The sequence below is a fragment of the Paenibacillus sp. Marseille-Q9583 genome, from assembly GCF_976954365.1.
The window spans coordinates 14,367-31,599 of record NZ_CDRJTB010000050.1 but is presented as its reverse complement, the minus strand read 5'-3'; the positions used below and the strand labels follow the sequence as shown (position 1 = coordinate 31,599).

The window sequence follows — 17,233 nt, the reverse complement described above, 5'->3', positions numbered from 1 at the left end:
TTTAGGAAAAATAGATCTTCAACAAATCATACAAATCTGCGCTTCGAAACAGCTCATTATAGTAGTGATTTTTAGTCGATGGGACATGTCTATGCCGGAATCCAATCAAGCTATGATCATCCGTATAATAATTGGAGATCGTGTCTCCACCGGTAGTAATCAAAGCCTCCAGCATGTATTCAATATCGAGTGCTCCGATGAAAATCTTGGGACCTAAAACTATCGTGTAGGGAGTGGACATGTGCTCTAGTGCTCCACAAATCGCGTGCGACTCCACAACTTCTGGCATCCAAACGAACTCGGTTGTAGGATGAGGGATTGAACCCAGAAGAACAGATGGTTGACGCGTAGGCGATAAATCCAGCACCCGACACTCATAATTGCTGTATGTCTGTTCATACAGATTCTCTATCCTCGCTATTTCCTCCGCACCAGCATTTACCACAGGAAATAACACGGTAATCATTGGAGGAATCCCTCTGCGGAATCGCGCCTGATGGCGGGTCAAGTGGTACGTATATCTCCATCTCCTATGATTTTCAGTGGAATGTAACTGTGCAGATACACTAAAGGTAGAGTCCACACGATAATTCACCAGCTCCACGGGGATAAAGCGAATATCACAATGTTCAGCCAGTCTAAGCCAGTAATCATAATCCTCCACAGGCTCCATTCCGTACCCTCCAACAAGCTTTGCAACCTGCGATTTGTACATGAAAGAAACGCCAATTAGCGAATAATCCAGCAATCTCTCTTTGGGCTGTGACTGATAATTTCGCTGAGTAGCCAGTTGGTGTTCGTTATGAAGTTGGTTTCCCTCGTTATCTATACTTTGAAAAGAACTGTACACGATCCCTAGCGCCTGCGGCCCCTTCACTAGTGCATCTCGAAGGATCTCGAGGAAGCGGGGTTCATAAACATTATCGCTGGAGACCCAGCTCAGATACTGAATATTGGGTTCGTTAAACAAAAGATCAAAGCCCGTATTCAGCGCATGTGCGATCCCCCTATTCGGCACATAAGATATAATAGCTACCCTTGGATCCTCCGCTATGATGGACTGTACAAGCGGTTCCATTTCCGGCGCTCCATCAATCACAATGATCAGTCGAAATTCGGTGAAGGTTTGGCGCAGAACAGACTCCAGAGCTTGCCGGAGAAATTCCGGCTTTTGGGTATACAAAGGCATAACTACCCCTACATCCACCATGATTTTTACCTCTCTCTACATTGGAGTATAAAATTAGTATATTTAAATTCCACATTAGTGCCTGTGTGAATGCCTTTATGAGATTTATTACGCCTAAAAAAGAAGCAACCACCCTGTTTGTATCGGTGATCGCTTCTTGATTTCCCCCAAAAAAACTTGTTATACAGGTATAGAAAGTGCCGAAATCTCCGTTAATTCAGATTGAAGCACTCTCTGATCGGTAACAAGATTTCCAAACTCGTCCAATCCGTACGTGGAACATACTACATTTGCTAATGGAAAAGAGGTACTTATCTGAACCTCGTAAGCGACATTCCCAGCAATGAAGAACTCTCGGATATCAGAACTCATCGCAGGAACATAATAACCTGTGACATAAAGCGGAGTAAGTGCAAGCGTTGAATACGGAACACCGAAGATTTCGACGATCACCATTGCGTTTGCATTACTAGTATTACGAACACTAACAGCTACATTACTCGCTGCTGTTCCAGTTGCTCTTGTGTTGGTAATAAGACCGGTAGTAAAAGGCATTTCCATCACTCCTTCCCTCGTTTTCTATCAATATACTCAGGAATCAATTGGAAGTTGTGAGACAGGAGGTCGGGGAGATTCATGGAATAATAGCATACCTCTCATATTTTCAATTTCCACAATTTTTCTGATGCCCTTGTCCGAACACAATGAACCTCAAATCATATATATATAGCAAACTAATAAAAGAGGTGAAGCTCATGGCAACAACAACAGGCATCATTACGAACACAGGGACTACCCCAGCAACCAACGTGATCATCAACATCGACAATGACAACCTTAGTTTTTCTTCTAACGTGGTCTATCACATTTACGTATGGAATACTCTTGTTAGTAAGGCTTTAGTCTACTCCAGCTCATTGAATATTAATGCTAACACCAGCCAGTTACTCGGTTTTAATATCGCAGGCAATTCATCCTATGAAGTCCAATTTCTCGTAACTGGAAATGCACCCGCAGACACGATTATTACGGTATACGGAACGGATTCGTCAGGAAACGTCATCCCTCATCAAAGAGTGCTGCAATCCGAACTTACTTTCATAGCTCAGCTGAACCCGTAAGTTCCGAAAACTCTATTACGAAAGGAGCGTTGTATGGTTAATATTCAGCTTTCGCCGAGCACAAGCAATCAATTCGAGCCTACCATTGCGGTAAACTGGCTAAATCCTTCGGTTATGGTCACCGTAGCTGTTGATCTTCGAACAGGCCCTCCCAATATAGGTTTGTACAAATCTATTGACGCAGGTGCCACTTGGACAACAACGTTATTACCGTTACCGACTGGATTTGCGGGTATCGAAGCACCACATATTGATTATATTTTTCCGACCACGTTCGTAGTATTGGCTCATGCCTTCGATTCTGACGGTCTAAGCGGGTCGATCGTTTCCTATACATCTGTCGACAACGCATCTTCATTCGGACCGCCAGTGATCGTGAATCAAGGGTTTGGACAGTTTGTGAATGATGATCAGGTGGTTGTTGTCACCGATAAGGCTGGATCAAGTCCTTTTTTTGGAAATGTATATACTGGTTATACGCATGATTACAACACACAATTCATACCAGGAAATACGATATTCTTCAATCGTTCCCTAGATAGCGGTAATACTTATTTCAGTCCCAGCCTGCTGTCTTCGGTCGAGGAATTTGAAGAATTCCCCGGTATAGCAATTACATTAAATGGGATTGTTGTCGTGGGATGGATCAATCAGCCTCCCGGTAATACTGAACTGAAAATTCGCACATCCCCAGACGGCGGAGTCACTTTCTCCCCTGAAACCATGGTCGCCAGTGTTGTAGTCCCACCGGATCCATTGCCAGGGTATACATTTAGATGTCTGACATACCCTGCCCTCGCAGCGGATATTTCTAATGCACCGACGACGCGAGGGAATGTCTATGCTGTATGGCAAGATTTCCGGGAAGGTTATTCCAATATTTTTCTTGCTACTTCCACCAATTTCGGTGTGGATTGGGGTGCACCCATATCCATTACGGGCAGTCCAGCGGGCTCCCAAAACTTTTTCCCAGCCATCACCGTGTCCCCTGCGGATGGTGCAATATTCGTTACCTATTACACTAATCGAGTCAATCCCCTCAACATTGATGTTTATCTAGCTACATCTAGAGATGGGGGGAAGACGTTTACAAACACCCGTATTACGACAACTTCCTTCGACGTCACCGGCCTGCCCCTAATCGGGGACTACATCGGCAATGCCATTGTCCCCCAAACAGGCCGTCTAGTGAGCGTATGGACGGACACGCGGACCGGTACAGAGAACATCTGGTTTGGTGATAATCAATAAGCTATTAATAAAAGGATGCCGAGGGAATATAGGGCATCCTTTTTTTGCGTAGCGAGACTAACCTTGACCATTTTCCCGGTAATCAAGAAGCCAAGCTTCATTGATTACTCTGATGTTCTTAACTAAGTGTTTACAGGAAATGTGGTTTTCCCATTAAAAAAGCCCCCAAAAAGGGGGCATAAACATTGATAATACTACAACTTTAAGTTTTTTATTCCAAATACATTAACTATATGTAGAACATATATTTAACGGCATCTACAAGAAATTAGAACAATCAAATAAAACCCGCACTGTGTAAGGATTTCCCTCATTCGTTACCTACTATAACCTACAAGAAAAAAGCACAACATATAAAGTCTCCTGCGGGTAATTTGCGGGTAACGAAATACATCAAAAGTGCCGTCTAGGACAACCCTGTGGCGGCTCTAATTTTTCCCCGTCAGGCAGAAGCCTGGCGGGTTATTTTATGTATGCTCTAAATTCAAATCGCTCCCTGAAGAAACGGGAACCTGCTATCTTAATTGATTCCGGCGTATATCCTTCCACGATGCCCCCATAATCCATGAGGTGACCGACTGGGTCTGGTTCCAACCGAAACCAGACGGATACCTTAGATTGTAATAGGGCAGCTGTTAAGAATTCAACATCGCTCCCTAAGACTTTGTATGTAGTACTCAAGCAATCACTCCTACAAAAAAATATCTAAAAATTATCCACCTTATGTTTCTCTATCAATTTATTTATCGTTAGATATTTTTCGTCTAATACTTTTCTTTCCTCTATATTTCTATTTAATAAATCTTTAAAGACAAAATTTTGAACATTAGCATTTACGTCCATTAAGCATGCAAAAAAATCCAGAAGTCGATCATGCGTAATTGTAATAGACTTAACAAGTTCCGCCCGTTGTTCCTCTTTAAATTCTCTCCCTTCATTTAGAGAATAAAGGAATGCATTGTATCCCGTGTAGCTATTATTAATAATCTTGATCATTTCTTTAAATTCTTCCTGTAGAGCATATCTTTGTTTTACAAGTGGAAGCAATACAATTTCATATTGTTCCCATGCATAAGAAAACTCTAAGTACGAACTACTCGCAACGTTTTTAAGGTTTTCAAACTCTCTCTCATTATATGATTTTAGTAGTAAATAGTTCATATCAGCTTGGTACAATATTGATTCCACTTGTAAGCCTTCTAGATGTCTCCTTGTAGTATCAAGATACGTACAAAAATCGGAATTTTTTCTAATAGCATTATAAAGTGGATCCTTTATGAAATTAAAGGCACTAATATATGTAGTTATTCGCTTATCTCTAATTACATTTTTCTGACCCAATTTATATACATAAATCCAACCAGTTACTGTAACAGTCATTGGTATAATTACTCCTAATAACCATTTTATATTATCTCCTGTTACATACCCTAGCATCTCACTCATATATCCCTAACCTTTCCTAATGCAGAATATTCATTTGTATAATCTGAATATAATAGTTGTGGAACATTCTGTAAACGATAAAAACAAACATCAGAAGTCACGGGCTTTTTGCTCCCCAACTTAATAATACGTGTTATTTACACGTTGACACGTGTAATAAATACGTGTATAATATAAGTATAAGGAGGGTTGAGATGAAGGCTTATAGTTCGAGGGAAATCATAAAAATTATCGAAGGAGACGGGTGGTACATAGTTGGAGTACATGGTAGCCACCATTATTACAAACATCCGACTAAGGCAGGGAAAATAACAGTCCCACATCCTAGAAGTAGCTTTCCTCCTAAGACACAAAAGAGTATCCTAAAATCAGCAGGGTTGTAGGGGCGCAAGCCCCTCTCCCCCAAGGAGGTTAATATAAATGAGTAAGAAAGATGTTTATCGCTACTGGGCGTTGCTAGACACGGCAGACGAAGGAATATCCGTTCGTTTTCCCGATCTGCCCGGATGTCTGACTTCCGGTGATACAGCTGAAGAAGCACACGCCGCAGCACGTGAAGCTCTTGAGGGGTTTATGTATGTGATTGAGCAAGACAATGACCCTATTCCTCCACCGTCTGAACTTGGTGTTATCTTGAAGCAAGCAGATCCTACAGAGGCCGCCTGTGAAGTGCAGGTCTATATGCCCACTGTTAGGGATGCAATGGAAGCCAAGGCAGTAAAAAAAACACTGACAGTACCAAAGTGGTTAAACGATGAGGCAGAAAAACAGCATCTGAACTTTAGCCAAGTATTGCAAGAGGGATTGAAACGAAGTCTTGGAATCGAAAAGCAACGCATTTAAGTTAGATACCTCCTTGCATACATTCCTATATATAGGATGATTCGCAGGACTACCTAATACACCGCCTGATGATGACCGGATGGGTATCGGTCGAAACCATTTTGCGCTACGGCGCAGGATGGTCGCGGGAACCCGCTACGAGCTGGCTTTGCAAGGCTGGTCTTCACAATATCGATCTTTGTATAATACATAGATTCCCCTCCCTTTATCTGGTAGACTTACCTTGTAAATTATTATCATATTTAGGGGGATTAAAGATTGAAGAAGCCGATTTATAAGAAATGGTGGTTTTGGTTAGTACTGATCCTTGTAATTGGATGGATAGGAAGCTTGGAGGATGGTAAAGAATCTACTACTCTTGCAGATCCTGAACCTAGCGCTCAGGCTGAAACTGTTATCACTAAAGAAACTGAAAAACCAATTGCTACACCAAATGAAGAAGATAAAAAAATTAAAGAAGCTGCTGAAAAAGCGGATGCCGAGAAAAAAGATAAGGAAGAAGCAGATGCTAAAAAAGCTGCTGAAGCCGCTGCTTTGGAAGCAAAGAAAAAAGAGGAAAGTGTCCCTAGAGAACATAAATCGGCATTAAAAAAAGCGGAATCATATGCAGAAACTTTAAATATGTCAAAGGCAGGCATTTACGATCAGTTGACTTCTGAATATGGAGCAAATTTCCCTCCAGAAGCCGCTCAATATGCTATCGACAACATTGTAGTTGACTGGAAAGAAAATGCATTGAAATCTGCACAATCATACGCAGAAACGTTGGATATGTCAGATTCCGCCATTTATGATCAATTGATTTCAGACTATGGAGCGCAATTCACTGCAGAAGAAGCGCAATACGCGATAGATAATTTAAAATAAGATAAAATACAAAATAACCCCGCTGACCAAATTTTGGTTGACGGGATTTCGTTATTTCAGGTGATCTTTTAAGATGTTTCCCAGTTCCGATGTGTATTTAGTTAGCCGTAGGCTAATCTCAGTACGCATAACATCTCGAGTTAATCCAAAGCGTTCCTGATATCCTCGGCAAAAGATTTTGTAATACGTGATAAATTCGTCTTGCTCATCAGCCAGCATTTTGATATTCCGCTGCTTCAGCTCTTTCTGCAGTCGATAGGTATCCTGCATGATCCGGCGCTGTATGGATTCGCCAGCCATCAAAAAGGTACGTTTAAGAATGTTGCTGGAGTGTTCGAGCTCCTTCAGGCTCTTGCCAACCATCGTATCTATGTAGGGAAGCAAAATAAGGTCTCGAACCATCGTGCGTTCCTCCGTAGTTATCATTTTATCTGGATTCTCACGCTGCTGTTCCTCGTACTGCTCAACATGCTCGGTCATGATCATCTTCGTTTTCCATCTTTCGTTATTGTCCAGTTTGCTCATACCTGCCCCTCCTTTAACCAGCAGCCTTCACTAATTGCCACGCCAGTATATTTGCTTCTAAAAACACACGTGGCGCACCGGTAGTCAGACAGGTTGCCCGGACACGACCATCACGGATACCGAGGACTTCAATTTTCCGTTGTGTGATTTCCCCATTCTTTGCTTGATATACAATTTCGATTGTTTGGCCGACACTCATCTTCATGTTGATCGCCTCCAAAATAAGAACATTTGTTTGTATTATATGAGAACATTAGTTCTTTATGCAATGGATATATTTAGGATGTCGCTTCTTATAAGTGAATTTATATAATGTTTAAAACGCGTAGAGGTGTGAATATGAATAACAAAGAAAAAAGAGAACCTGTGACCATGAACGTTAAGGAAATAAGGCAAGAAATTCGGGCTGCCGTTTCAATGGGAGAACAAATCGTCGTCTTTATATCTCATACTCGCGAGCGAATTAAGGGACTCGCAGGACATTCGAATGATCCAAAGAGAGTGAAAATCACCACTGATGAAGGTCCAGTGTGGGTACCTATCAGTAATGTAGAGAGTGTGTCGAGAGTAATAAGGTTAAGGATCGAGGGCACTAAAGAATGAACAATAAGCCCACTAGCCGAAGCCAGTGGGCATGATGTCAAGCGTTTGAGAGTTTACTTTGTGATGTTAACAGTCCTACTTGCTGCATCATAAGTAACTGTCGCCCCTAGAGCCTCTGCTACAGCTCGTGCAGGAGTAAAGGTTTTACCATTGTCGAGCACTCCATCGGCAACCTTCTTGCCGTTTACGTTAACTGTCACTTTTTCATCTTTATTCAATGGTGCTGCCTCCTTTTTCTTCAGCCCCAAATACTTTGCAATACCGATCACGTGACCATCAATGATTGCTTGGATAACAGCATCTTTTTTGAGTTTGGCAGCGTCGGTTGCTACATCCAAAAACAAATTCTCTGTGAGTACTGCTGGCATGTTACTCTCTCGTACCATGTGCAGGTTATCTGCCTTCTGTCCCCGATTGATCACTCCAACTGCAACTTTATTGAGCGTGTCCATAATAGCCGTGTGTAGAACGTTTTGCAATGCCGCTGACGCGGTGGATGCTTTGGTATATCTAAACGTCTCAAAGCCGCCAGAGCCGCCCCCAGCATTACCGTGGATGGATACTAGGATATCAACTCCTGCTTTATTGGCTAGATTTGTGCGCTCCTTTAATTCCAGAAACACATCGTTGCTACGGGATAGCAACACCTGAACCTCATCATAATTTGCCTCAAGTCTCTTTTTAATCTCCAAAGCCACAGATAATACGATGTCTTTCTCTTTTAAACCATTTGCAACTGCTCCTGGATCCTTACCACCATGTCCTGCATCGATCAAAACCTTTTTCATTGTTCATTTCCCTCCTTCGCTTTAGCAGTTTGTTTAACCAGTTGATTACCGTACACAGCAACTGCACTACATAAAATCGCTTGCAGCACACTATCCACGTTTAATCCAGTAGTCATTACAACTAGGATGATTGCAGCTAAAGTAACCGCGTAAATGATTGTCCAATCTGGTACCTTTGGCGTTTGTTTAAGGATATACCCAATCACCCAGCACACGGCGACAACCATCAACAATTCCGGTTTAATAAAATTTGCAACTGCACTCCATTCCATATCAATTCATCCTCTCTATTCTTCGATTTTATCCAAGCGCTTATGGGCTTGCTTGGTAGATTCTTCAACTCGTGTTACTCGCTCTGTTAATGCATCAAATCGTCTTACCTGGTCTTTTAACTCAAATCGAACATCATCAACGCCATGTTTGATGTATTCAACGTCTGTACGCAATGCCGCCCCACTACCAGCCTCCTGTGCCACATCCTTTTTAAATGCAGATGTTCTGGTCACCCACCCTAATACTACACCGCTTACTGCTGCGACTAATGCTGTGATCGTTGTAATCTCCACTACCTTTCCCCCCTTATATAAATAGCCCCCGGGGATCCGAGAGCAAAATAAAAACGCCTACTACGGGCGTAATAGATTGGAATATTTTGTCGATTGCTCGCCCTACTGGAATCTTGTTCCGATTGTTGCGTATTTGTATTGAACGTCAGCGCCCGACCAATTTGAGATAGTAGTGAGATTAGGAAAATTATATCCATCGGAGATAGTAAAACCCGTCATTACAGTCCACATATACCCCGTACCGCTTTCTTTACGTGTGAACTGAACGATTATTTCTCCAGTTGGTTTATAGATTGTGTAGCTATGAAGGTCTTTCATAGAAGCAATCATAGTCGAAATTGGTTTAATGCTACCGTTGCCAATGGTTTGTTCGATACTATCCAATCTTACAAGTGATAACCCAGCAGTACCCGTAACCTTTACACCCTTAACATAAGCTGTCTTACCCGCAAGAATTTGCGCGGCTGTAGCATCTGCACTTGAGGTATCAACTCCCGGCGTTAGTTGCCCTGTCAGCTTCATTCCTTTGCTGTATGCTATTTTACCTACCGCGATATCTGCCGCTGTTGCGGTACCGTCTGAGGTGGCGGTACCGTCTAGCCCCAGCATTTCAACCCCCATCATGATGTTCTTAGCAGAAACATGTAACGCATCACGATAAACAAATTCCGTCCCGCTATCAATGGCGTTCCATGTTCCGGCTGGAATATCACTGGGGCTTACTGATAAATAACCTTCCTGCATATATACGCTAGGGACTGATACCTCCTGACCGCCCCTGTCTTTCATAGTTCCTACGCCGTTATAAATCGCCCCCGCGCTGAATCTCGCACCTTCAAGCACGTGCGGCGTTAAGGCGTTCCCTGGCAAACATAACTGTGTCATTCTCCATTACCCCTTTCCGATAGATGCTGTTATATAGGCTGGAAATGCATCATCACTATGAACAACCATGAGCCTAACCTCAGTACCCGCCTTCGCTCTTATGAATGCCGGAACAAATACGTAAGCCTCACCCTCTAACCGTTTGAGCGGACAAATCTCATAGTTTTTTAAACCTAGTCGTGGGTCAGTGTACGAAATGTACATCGAAAAGTTTGAGGCGCTCATAAGGGACAAATAAGCCGACACTGTGAGCGTCTGATCCGTTCCGGTGACGTTATAATTAAGCGCCATAAGCCCAGCGGAGGACTTCGCTATAGGTGTATCGTCCACTTTTGATAGTGTGCTAGATACTCCCGCAATCTCTCCTTTAGCGTCACGAAGGGCTATTGTATTCGGAGAAGGCATAACGGAAGGGGCATAGCCGTTCAGTGTATTAGCGTTTCCGTATGATAGAGTAGGTTGATTCACGCCAGTAATCCCTGTTTCCGATGTGATGATTCCGATAGTCCATCCAGAACCTAAACCGGACGCTCCCGAATGGGATGCCACGACTTCGGATATTTCTATTTGAGGATATGCCCAAATGGTTGACGTGGCTCCCAACAATATGCAGCATTTTGATCCATCGTAAGCGAAGCGAACATTGTTAAAAGGCGGTTTACCTGTGATTTCAGCAGAAACATTGCCCCATGAGCCGCCGGAGAAGTTATAACCCCCTAGATTCAACTCCCAAGATCCGCCGCTTGCCGTGTAATTGTATCCCCTAATTTTGATATTTAACATTGCACTCGTATAACCAACCGGAAGCGTTATTTTAATCGTCCCCGTTACGCTGTTAGTGTTGCCCTCATAATATCCGGCTAAATTATGGTATTTGATAATATTGGAATTATAGATTTTAGCTAAAACCCCCGTCATAGTGCCGCCAGCGCTAGATACGTTAGATACCCAAGGAGTCCAAGAAGTTGGTGAATACTTTGATCTACTGTATATAGTGCCTGTGGCAGCTTCTATGACTTCCTGTTTTATATAGCTATTGGAAACGTTAGATGGATCATTCGTGGATACAGTTAATATCCCATATGCCGCAGGAGAAGAGTTTGTTGTTCCCGTAGGGTTGTAAATCATATATATTCCGTTTTTTACCAGGGTATTGTAGTCTGTGTTATTAGAGACAGTACCTCTAGTAGTAAATAAAGGAGCGTCATTAAAGCTGTCCCACTGTTTAATCCAAGCCGTCCACGCAAGCGCGTTTATTTTAAGTCTTGTGTAGCGATTTCCTCCCGCTTGTCCCATCCACTCTTGAAGAACCCAATTCCCCCCGTTTCCTGCTTCTCCACTATCTACAGTTACACGTAACATACCGAAAAAATTCTCTGGCGCTCCTGTAGGGTTCTGAATTGTCGGGTACACTCCAGCAGTAAGCATTGTGTCTAGATTGGTTATCTGTGTGACACTAGCTCCGCCCAAAGAACTGTAGGTGTTGACTCGCGGAACCTTGACGCTACTGTCTAGCCCTGCGTAACCGTCCGCAACACCTTTGACATTGGTACTCTCAATTTCTACCCAAGCCCCAAAAACACCATTGTAGATATTGCGGCTAAATATTCTTAGTCGATCTCCACCTGTCGCCACAGTGTTGAATGTGGTAAACGTCTGATTAAATCCGGCGTGTTTGGAGACTTTCAAATGGAACGCTGTTTTGGTAGGCGGCATATTGAGAAAAGTTAGCGCTAGTGCATTAGAAGGGCATAAATACTCACCTTCTCCAAGGGTGTTTAGGTCTGTGCCGCTTATAGTTATCTCAGTAGCCTTACGTGCGACGTTTAATGGTACTAGAGCATCAATAAGTTTAGCGCTAGAGTCCAGTCCTGCATAACCATTAGCTACGTTCTTACGACTGGCGTTTTCTTCTTCTGTCCACTCTCCCCAAACGCTGTTATAGCACTCCCGAATGTACGATCTCGGTACAGTGGCGAACGTAGTAGCCCGTTGGAAGAAGATGCTGTCAGGGTTTTGTGAGTGTGAAAACACCTCGATAAAGAACCAAGCCCCAGTGTTGTTTCCCGGTGCGTTTACCAGAGGGTACCCATCGTACTGCCCGTTGCGATTAACTGTGTTTAGGTCGGTACTTGGTGCAAGACGTATAACCTTTCCGTCGTTCTCTGTTAGCTTGTGCTTCTGTAGTAAGTAACCGGACTGAGTTTTTGTATCGTCTGGTATAGTCTGAACCGCTACAGGAAGAGTAGTTCCAGCCGTACCTGTGTAAACAGCACTTAGCGTTGGCGCAGTAGCTGCTCCTCCCCCACTCAAAACCCTTACGATTACAGTAAATGGGTTTGGTGCGGTTGTCCGCGATTCTAAAGGAACTCGCCATTTCAAGTCTGAGTCAAAAAAAGGTTCGCCAATAGATATATGGCTTTTCACTACTCCAGTCACTTCTGTGTACTGCGATCCTGTTGGGTACGATGCGGGGTTAGAATAAGTACCATTAAACCTTTTAACTAATTTACCTGCTGTGTTTATGGTGTTGAATGACCCTATAACCTCAATCTCATAAACGCCCCCGTTAACTGGAAGAATAACATCAATCTTTTGATTGGCGACTCCGTTGGCAAACGAGAAGTTAAAGACCCTTTCAACAACCCTACCATTGAGCATAGCGCCATCAGATAGCATGAGCTTCGTGGCGTCTAATGCAGCTACGCCACCAGCCACGCCCTTCTCTGTCTTGGGAATGGAAGCATTTTTAGCGTTAGTCTCAGCGGCGTTCCAAGCAACACGTTCTGCAGCTGTGATGTGAGCTGTAGCGTTGTCTACATGAGCAAGAAATTCTTTCTTTTGAGTGAAGACAAGCGAATCGTCGATCTTAGCTGAGATATTTGCGGCGGTACCTATAACAACATCAATATCAAAAACCTTCTCAATAATATCTGATCCACCGCCTGGCGGGATGTAATCAGCAGTCACGCCAGAGTTTGCATAAGCATATAAGATTTCTCCGACGTCTGGGTCTGTAGCAAACAAGCCTATCTCTCGGAAATAGAAGCCTGATGTGACGCTGGCGTTATCTACCACTGAACCAATTGTAGCCTTATTTGGCGGTTGAGCCCGGATGCGGGTAATGGGAAGAACCATCTTCTGCGATATCAATCCATTAAGCGCAGGCATGGACTGACCGTTAAGCGATCCATCCCCAATTGCTACCCGGGTATATTCAAGCTTTGCGCCTGCCTGCGCCTTACCTTGCAGAGCCAAGCCTTTTATTGTAATTGTCATGCCTCCAAAAACAGCCAAGGCAAACCCTCCTTAAATTCGTATCGTTTCGCCGAAGTAAATCACGCCACCAAAATAGAGCTGCAACGGCTCAGACTGTGTAATTGTCACACTATCCAGCACAGCAGACAGGCGCTTTACCGCATCTACTGCCCGGATAAATTCATGTGCTCGCGTGGTGGTCACGTCGGCGTTATTGGTCAAAACACGGAAGTGATATGGATCTCCACCGTATTCCCACCATTCTTCAACCCTCCCTTCGCCAAAGAGCAGCGCTATCAGATCTTCCACCGCTCCTGGTGTACCCTTTCGGCGATAGAATGGAATCGCAGTGCGCACCAACTCGCGACGCTGCTCGATAGGTAAATCAGGATCATAATAAGGCGGCTTGAACTGCCACGCCAGCTCCGCAACCTCTTCTTCTGTCCATTCGTTTGCTCTGCCGAAGATGTCTAATCGCTCAATGAGAATGGCCGTCTGCTGTAATTCAAAATCCAATGCTGTAGCTGCTGCTGCTATTGCTGGGTCTCTAGCTAAATTTGGCGGCAGAATATCTCGCAAACTAATAGTTTTAAGATCAATCATCGACCAACCCCCCATAGGTGATTGTCGTGGAACCTTCGTGTGCTACTTGGGTCGCCTCAATAGGTGTATAGGTTGGTGCTGTAACTGATAACCTAAGAGCACCGGCAGCCATTACACGTGAAATCAACTCGGATGGATTAATGTCTCTGCCAAGACGAGACCTTTGCCATAGCTGATATGCACTTACTGATGCAGCTACAGCCGCCTGAATTGCTGGCGCTTCAATTGCTCTACTGCGGCTAATGTAATAAGTTAGTCCAGTATTGTAGCTAACAGCCTGGGGAGGTTTAACCGTCACTTTATCTGTCAACGGACGTACTCCCCGAGACTCAAATACAGCCGCTACCGCTTCTATGGTATCTGCACCAGGGATTTTACCGCCAGTCAAGAGAGGTAACACCGTTACCTCACCTTCAGTGGGAGAGTATGCATACACATCTAATATGGCTGATGATGCTGACTTTGCCCAAAACTCGTAAGCCCCACGCGGACCGGCCGTGCTGTACGACTCTGGCGCTGTCCTGATCCGCTCCTTGAATGCATCATCAGTTTCCGCAGCTGCGCCGCCACCGCTCTCTGTCTGATTAATAGCTGAGATCACAAAAGGCAAGGGGTCCATTAACACATTGACTTGTCCAGGAAGAAAGCCATTCCCGGTAGGACCAGGATTACTACATGCAGCCAACACTGATCCAACAAATGCCCCGGCTGGAATCTCCAGTACCTGAGTAGTAGCGAAATAAATTGATCCGTCCCCACCCTGAGCACCGACACGCGTCCCGGCTGGGATCAATGTCGCGGAAGGCAACGGCATCGACAACGTGAATTTAACTGATGTAATAGCCGGAGCAGCATCTAGCCGCTGGGACCCCTGAAAGGCCGCCATGTGGTCCAATACAACGTTGGAAGCATACCGCAGCAAATTACCCTTGGCTGTTCTGTTGATCATTGTACGTTGCTGCACAATGACTGCAGCCAGAGAAGACAAAAAAAGCCTTACCGGATCGGCAGGCTGTAGTGTACGTGAGGTTAATCCCTCGTATACAGTTATGATGTTTTGTTGTATTCCCGCCGTATCCTCGGGAACAAACTGTATTTCTGGCAAATCAACATATTCCACGTTAAACCACTCCTTCTGCCAGTGAAAACTTAATCACGGGCTTTAAGTATCCTGTCAGAGCATCAGACAACGTTCCATTAAAGGATACTTGTACTACTTGCGCTCGTGGCTCTTGCATAACTATTGCTGTCGTTACCTCTGCTGCAGTTCTAGCCTCAGCAATCGGTCCTGGTTCATCAATAATGGAGTAATCTATCCCGATGTCGCGGGCAAGTGGCGAACTGCCGAGAGGAGTAGTTAATATTGTTCTAATGTTCTGAGCCACTTCCTCCGCTTTACTCATTGGTGTAAAATTGATTGTCGATGGCTGAGTCATATCAACGGTATAGATCATTTAACATACTCCTCCAGTGTAATGTTCACTTTTGATGTGAGAACATTCCCAATATTGTCCATGGTCTCCCAAGCTTGAGACATGTCTGTGATTATCCAGAGCCCAGTTCCTACACCCTTACGTCCAATAATCAACGGTAGTGCCTTGCCTGCCCTCTCCAACTCAGTAAGTCGGTCCAGCTCTTTTCGGGGATTCAGTCCAAGCCGCGCATCTAACTGTACCGAAAACGACACCGAGTCAATTCCCGGTCCTAGCCACTCCTTTTTAGGCTTTTTACCGATGATATCATGCTGTGCCCAACGTCCAGCAGTATTACGAGTGAACTCGTCAATCGTTCGCGTAGCTCCTTCTGAAACGACGAAAGTCACTGGCCCAAGGCTACCAATCTTAGACATAACATAATTTTGGTTTCCCATCTCTTACCCTCCGCTCGTTATCTTGCCAGTTACGTTTAGATTGCCATCAATCTGTATGCCGCTGGCCGCTTTGAGGTTAATAGTCTTAGTAGCGCGATCATAATAGGCATAGCTACCATCCTCGAACCATATACCACGCTGATCAGCTGTCCCGGGCATCTTATCCTCTGAACCGTAATAAGTACCTAGACAATAACCAGCGCTACGACTGTTATCCAAAAAGACACATAGCACAGTTTCTCCAGGCTGTGGCACGGCGTTCTCTTGCCCCCAGCCTCCCTGCGTAATAACAGGTAGCTCACCAGATACCAAGTCATCACGATCTGGAAAGGCGACCCGCACACTACCTGTTACTGCATTTGACGTTGAAACTTGACCAATTACAATCATACTACCACCCCAATACCCTTCTAATTTCTAAGTCAGTCGCAAACCCGTTGCCGCCTATAGCGTGATTGGCAGAGACAATAATATATTTACCATCAAATCGCCCCCAACCCTTAATATTGATTGTCAGACCTGCTGCCATTCGAATATCTCCCATGAGGCTTAACGTCCCTCTTCCTGCCTCCTTGTTTTTCTCACGCAGTCTTTTTCGGCCTAACTTGAGAGCCGATGCCTGAGAATCAGCCTGCTCGTTGATCTTAAGTATAGGCCCACTTTTGGGAGCTCCGGGCGGTGTATAGGTTACCTTTACAGTCTTTTTCGTTTTATTGTTTGTATAAGACACTTCACATGCTCGATAGGCTGTATAAGCTGTTCCCCATGAGAATCCATAACCTTTTACGTTATCTTCTCCACGTGTAATCGTTGCAATAACTGGTTTTTTCTCATAAGCGGACTCATCGAATAGCACAAGTGCTCCGTTTGATACTTTAATCGCAACACCTTCCTTGTTTGCTGTTTCTAATAGAAAAGCAAGATCAGAAAGTTGAGACTGTTCAAGGCGATCATAGGAAGGATTGTCTATGGATTCATATAATAATTTTAAACTCGCACGTTTGGCGATTTCCCCAGCTACCGTTTTAAGGGTCACCTTTTCCCAAGATTTTGAGCGCTTTTCTTGCCGAATATTTGCACTCACAGGTAAAGACACAGCTTTTATAGCTACCGTATCTGGAGGACCATTAAAATCAAAAGAATCAACTTCAAACGAGCCAAGGGGAAGTTTTTTAATCTCGCCTGGACCATCCCAGTTGATTGTGCGAATCTCTCCTGTAATCCGATCACCTTCAATCGGTGACCAAGGACCTTGCCAGTTCCGTTCTCTGTCTTCCAAAGCAATAGAGAGATTATCAAGCGTACCTGGAGCCGCATCGTTAAACTGAAAATCAGTTAATGCTTTGGCGATGTCCTTTGTAACATCCTTTCCGTTATACGAAAGTACCAGCACAGCCCTACGCGCGTCCTGCATCAGT

Annotated in this window: 23 protein-coding genes; 6 read left to right on the top strand and 17 right to left on the bottom strand. The window is 44.2% G+C overall.

The features are described 5' to 3' along the window. Position 1 precedes the first annotated feature (1 nt). Both ACWNM1_RS20755 and ACWNM1_RS20750 read right to left on the bottom strand, forming a co-directional pair. Entirely contained in the window at positions 2 to 1,210 is a 1,209-nt protein-coding gene (locus ACWNM1_RS20755; protein WP_449602478.1) for a glycosyltransferase family 2 protein, read from the bottom strand. A 159-nt stretch (positions 1,211 to 1,369) separates the two neighbouring features. Further along, positions 1,370 to 1,744, bottom strand: a complete 375-nt coding sequence (locus tag ACWNM1_RS20750) for a hypothetical protein (RefSeq protein ID WP_042130445.1) — start codon at positions 1,742 to 1,744, stop codon at positions 1,370 to 1,372. A 200-nt stretch (positions 1,745 to 1,944) separates the two neighbouring features. Between ACWNM1_RS20750 and ACWNM1_RS20745 the strand changes: the two genes are divergently transcribed. Further along, a complete protein-coding gene (locus ACWNM1_RS20745) occupies positions 1,945 to 2,310 on the top strand; it encodes a hypothetical protein (RefSeq protein WP_449602477.1) in 366 nt (121 codons plus the stop codon). Between the two features lie 33 nt (positions 2,311 to 2,343). Next, complete coding sequence (locus ACWNM1_RS20740; protein WP_449602476.1) at positions 2,344 to 3,561, top strand: sialidase family protein; 1,218 nt, start codon at positions 2,344 to 2,346, stop codon at positions 3,559 to 3,561. 462 nt (positions 3,562 to 4,023) lie between these two features. Here ACWNM1_RS20740 and ACWNM1_RS20735 read toward each other — a convergent pair whose 3' ends face one another. Beyond that, on the bottom strand, positions 4,024 to 4,242 hold the full coding sequence (locus tag ACWNM1_RS20735; protein WP_449602475.1) for a hypothetical protein: 219 nt from the start codon (positions 4,240 to 4,242) through the stop codon (positions 4,024 to 4,026). Positions 4,243 to 4,266: 24 nt separating this feature from the next. After that, positions 4,267 to 5,007, bottom strand: coding sequence for a hypothetical protein (locus ACWNM1_RS20730; RefSeq protein WP_449602474.1), 741 nt, complete (start codon positions 5,005 to 5,007; stop codon positions 4,267 to 4,269). 194 nt (positions 5,008 to 5,201) lie between these two features. On the opposite strand from ACWNM1_RS20730, the gene ACWNM1_RS20725 reads away from it, so the two are divergent. From ACWNM1_RS20725 to ACWNM1_RS20715, 3 genes are all read left to right on the top strand, one after another. Continuing rightward, positions 5,202 to 5,390 carry a type II toxin-antitoxin system HicA family toxin gene (locus ACWNM1_RS20725; protein WP_449602473.1) on the top strand — a complete coding sequence of 63 codons (189 nt, stop codon included), beginning with the start codon at positions 5,202 to 5,204 and terminating at the stop codon, positions 5,388 to 5,390. Between the two features lie 37 nt (positions 5,391 to 5,427). Beyond that, on the top strand, positions 5,428 to 5,850 hold the full coding sequence (locus ACWNM1_RS20720; protein ID WP_449602472.1) for a type II toxin-antitoxin system HicB family antitoxin: 423 nt from the start codon (positions 5,428 to 5,430) through the stop codon (positions 5,848 to 5,850). Positions 5,851 to 6,108: 258 nt separating this feature from the next. Continuing rightward, positions 6,109 to 6,717 (top strand): Ltp family lipoprotein, encoded by a 609-nt coding sequence (locus tag ACWNM1_RS20715; RefSeq protein ID WP_449602471.1) that lies wholly within the window; start codon positions 6,109 to 6,111, stop codon positions 6,715 to 6,717. Between the two features lie 51 nt (positions 6,718 to 6,768). Here the strand turns inward: ACWNM1_RS20715 and ACWNM1_RS20710 are convergent, their stop codons facing one another. Together ACWNM1_RS20710 and ACWNM1_RS20705 are read right to left on the bottom strand one after the other, a co-directional pair. After that, positions 6,769 to 7,242, bottom strand: a complete 474-nt coding sequence (locus ACWNM1_RS20710) for a hypothetical protein (RefSeq protein WP_449602470.1) — start codon at positions 7,240 to 7,242, stop codon at positions 6,769 to 6,771. A 13-nt stretch (positions 7,243 to 7,255) separates the two neighbouring features. Further along, positions 7,256 to 7,447 carry a hypothetical protein gene (locus ACWNM1_RS20705; RefSeq protein ID WP_449602469.1) on the bottom strand — a complete coding sequence of 64 codons (192 nt, stop codon included), beginning with the start codon at positions 7,445 to 7,447 and terminating at the stop codon, positions 7,256 to 7,258. 134 nt (positions 7,448 to 7,581) lie between these two features. Between ACWNM1_RS20705 and ACWNM1_RS20700 the strand changes: the two genes are divergently transcribed. After that, positions 7,582 to 7,845 (top strand): hypothetical protein, encoded by a 264-nt coding sequence (locus ACWNM1_RS20700; RefSeq protein WP_449602468.1) that lies wholly within the window; start codon positions 7,582 to 7,584, stop codon positions 7,843 to 7,845. Between the two features lie 53 nt (positions 7,846 to 7,898). Here the strand turns inward: ACWNM1_RS20700 and ACWNM1_RS20695 are convergent, their stop codons facing one another. The 11 genes from ACWNM1_RS20695 to ACWNM1_RS20645 all read right to left on the bottom strand — a co-directional run bounded on the left by ACWNM1_RS20695 (position 7,899) and on the right by ACWNM1_RS20645 (position 17,229). Then, positions 7,899 to 8,633 carry an N-acetylmuramoyl-L-alanine amidase gene (locus ACWNM1_RS20695; protein ID WP_449602467.1) on the bottom strand — a complete coding sequence of 245 codons (735 nt, stop codon included), beginning with the start codon at positions 8,631 to 8,633 and terminating at the stop codon, positions 7,899 to 7,901. Then, positions 8,630 to 8,905: a phage holin family protein gene (locus ACWNM1_RS20690; RefSeq protein ID WP_449602466.1), complete on the bottom strand. Its 276-nt coding sequence runs from the start codon at positions 8,903 to 8,905 to the stop codon at positions 8,630 to 8,632. The genes ACWNM1_RS20695 and ACWNM1_RS20690 overlap by 4 nt, the downstream gene beginning before the upstream one ends. 15 nt (positions 8,906 to 8,920) lie before the next feature. After that, positions 8,921 to 9,199, bottom strand: coding sequence for a hypothetical protein (locus tag ACWNM1_RS20685; protein WP_076136624.1), 279 nt, complete (start codon positions 9,197 to 9,199; stop codon positions 8,921 to 8,923). A 102-nt stretch (positions 9,200 to 9,301) separates the two neighbouring features. Next, positions 9,302 to 10,084 (bottom strand): hypothetical protein, encoded by a 783-nt coding sequence (locus tag ACWNM1_RS20680; protein WP_449602465.1) that lies wholly within the window; start codon positions 10,082 to 10,084, stop codon positions 9,302 to 9,304. A 6-nt stretch (positions 10,085 to 10,090) separates the two neighbouring features. Further along, positions 10,091 to 13,381 carry a phage tail-collar fiber domain-containing protein gene (locus tag ACWNM1_RS20675; protein WP_449602464.1) on the bottom strand — a complete coding sequence of 1,097 codons (3,291 nt, stop codon included), beginning with the start codon at positions 13,379 to 13,381 and terminating at the stop codon, positions 10,091 to 10,093. A 12-nt stretch (positions 13,382 to 13,393) separates the two neighbouring features. After that, positions 13,394 to 13,945 carry a phage tail protein I gene (locus ACWNM1_RS20670; protein ID WP_449602463.1) on the bottom strand — a complete coding sequence of 184 codons (552 nt, stop codon included), beginning with the start codon at positions 13,943 to 13,945 and terminating at the stop codon, positions 13,394 to 13,396. Beyond that, positions 13,938 to 15,065: a baseplate assembly protein gene (locus ACWNM1_RS20665; RefSeq protein WP_449602462.1), complete on the bottom strand. Its 1,128-nt coding sequence runs from the start codon at positions 15,063 to 15,065 to the stop codon at positions 13,938 to 13,940. Before ACWNM1_RS20665 ends, ACWNM1_RS20670 begins: the two co-directional genes overlap by 8 nt. 1 nt (position 15,066) lies before the next feature. Beyond that, complete coding sequence (locus ACWNM1_RS20660) at positions 15,067 to 15,399, bottom strand: GPW/gp25 family protein (RefSeq protein ID WP_449602461.1); 333 nt, start codon at positions 15,397 to 15,399, stop codon at positions 15,067 to 15,069. Next, positions 15,396 to 15,815 carry a phage tail protein gene (locus tag ACWNM1_RS20655; protein WP_341146177.1) on the bottom strand — a complete coding sequence of 140 codons (420 nt, stop codon included), beginning with the start codon at positions 15,813 to 15,815 and terminating at the stop codon, positions 15,396 to 15,398. Before ACWNM1_RS20655 ends, ACWNM1_RS20660 begins: the two co-directional genes overlap by 4 nt. 3 nt (positions 15,816 to 15,818) lie before the next feature. Then, complete coding sequence (locus ACWNM1_RS20650) at positions 15,819 to 16,205, bottom strand: phage baseplate assembly protein V (protein ID WP_449602460.1); 387 nt, start codon at positions 16,203 to 16,205, stop codon at positions 15,819 to 15,821. 1 nt (position 16,206) lies between these two features. Continuing rightward, entirely contained in the window at positions 16,207 to 17,229 is a 1,023-nt protein-coding gene (locus ACWNM1_RS20645) for a phage late control D family protein (RefSeq protein ID WP_449602491.1), read from the bottom strand. Positions 17,230 to 17,233 lie beyond the last annotated feature (4 nt).

Coding starts and splice junctions, on each gene's coding strand:
- ACWNM1_RS20680 (WP_449602465.1), bottom strand. CDS start 10,084: ATGACACAGTTATGTTTGCCAGGGAACGCCTTAACGCCGCACGTGCTT.
- ACWNM1_RS20740 (WP_449602476.1), top strand. CDS start 2,344: ATGGTTAATATTCAGCTTTCGCCGAGCACAAGCAATCAATTCGAGCCT.
- ACWNM1_RS20725 (WP_449602473.1), top strand. CDS start 5,202: ATGAAGGCTTATAGTTCGAGGGAAATCATAAAAATTATCGAAGGAGAC.
- ACWNM1_RS20720 (WP_449602472.1), top strand. CDS start 5,428: ATGAGTAAGAAAGATGTTTATCGCTACTGGGCGTTGCTAGACACGGCA.
- ACWNM1_RS20745 (WP_449602477.1), top strand. CDS start 1,945: ATGGCAACAACAACAGGCATCATTACGAACACAGGGACTACCCCAGCA.
- ACWNM1_RS20705 (WP_449602469.1), bottom strand. CDS start 7,447: ATGAAGATGAGTGTCGGCCAAACAATCGAAATTGTATATCAAGCAAAG.
- ACWNM1_RS20755 (WP_449602478.1), bottom strand. CDS start 1,210: ATGGTGGATGTAGGGGTAGTTATGCCTTTGTATACCCAAAAGCCGGAA.
- ACWNM1_RS20695 (WP_449602467.1), bottom strand. CDS start 8,633: ATGAAAAAGGTTTTGATCGATGCAGGACATGGTGGTAAGGATCCAGGA.
- ACWNM1_RS20645 (WP_449602491.1), bottom strand. CDS start 17,229: ATGCAGGACGCGCGTAGGGCTGTGCTGGTACTTTCGTATAACGGAAAG.
- ACWNM1_RS20730 (WP_449602474.1), bottom strand. CDS start 5,007: ATGAGTGAGATGCTAGGGTATGTAACAGGAGATAATATAAAATGGTTA.
- ACWNM1_RS20670 (WP_449602463.1), bottom strand. CDS start 13,945: ATGATTGATCTTAAAACTATTAGTTTGCGAGATATTCTGCCGCCAAAT.
- ACWNM1_RS20650 (WP_449602460.1), bottom strand. CDS start 16,205: ATGATTGTAATTGGTCAAGTTTCAACGTCAAATGCAGTAACAGGTAGT.
- ACWNM1_RS20710 (WP_449602470.1), bottom strand. CDS start 7,242: ATGAGCAAACTGGACAATAACGAAAGATGGAAAACGAAGATGATCATG.
- ACWNM1_RS20655 (WP_341146177.1), bottom strand. CDS start 15,815: ATGGGAAACCAAAATTATGTTATGTCTAAGATTGGTAGCCTTGGGCCA.
- ACWNM1_RS20750 (WP_042130445.1), bottom strand. CDS start 1,744: ATGCCTTTTACTACCGGTCTTATTACCAACACAAGAGCAACTGGAACA.
- ACWNM1_RS20700 (WP_449602468.1), top strand. CDS start 7,582: ATGAATAACAAAGAAAAAAGAGAACCTGTGACCATGAACGTTAAGGAA.
- ACWNM1_RS20660 (WP_449602461.1), bottom strand. CDS start 15,399: ATGATCTATACCGTTGATATGACTCAGCCATCGACAATCAATTTTACA.
- ACWNM1_RS20690 (WP_449602466.1), bottom strand. CDS start 8,905: ATGGAATGGAGTGCAGTTGCAAATTTTATTAAACCGGAATTGTTGATG.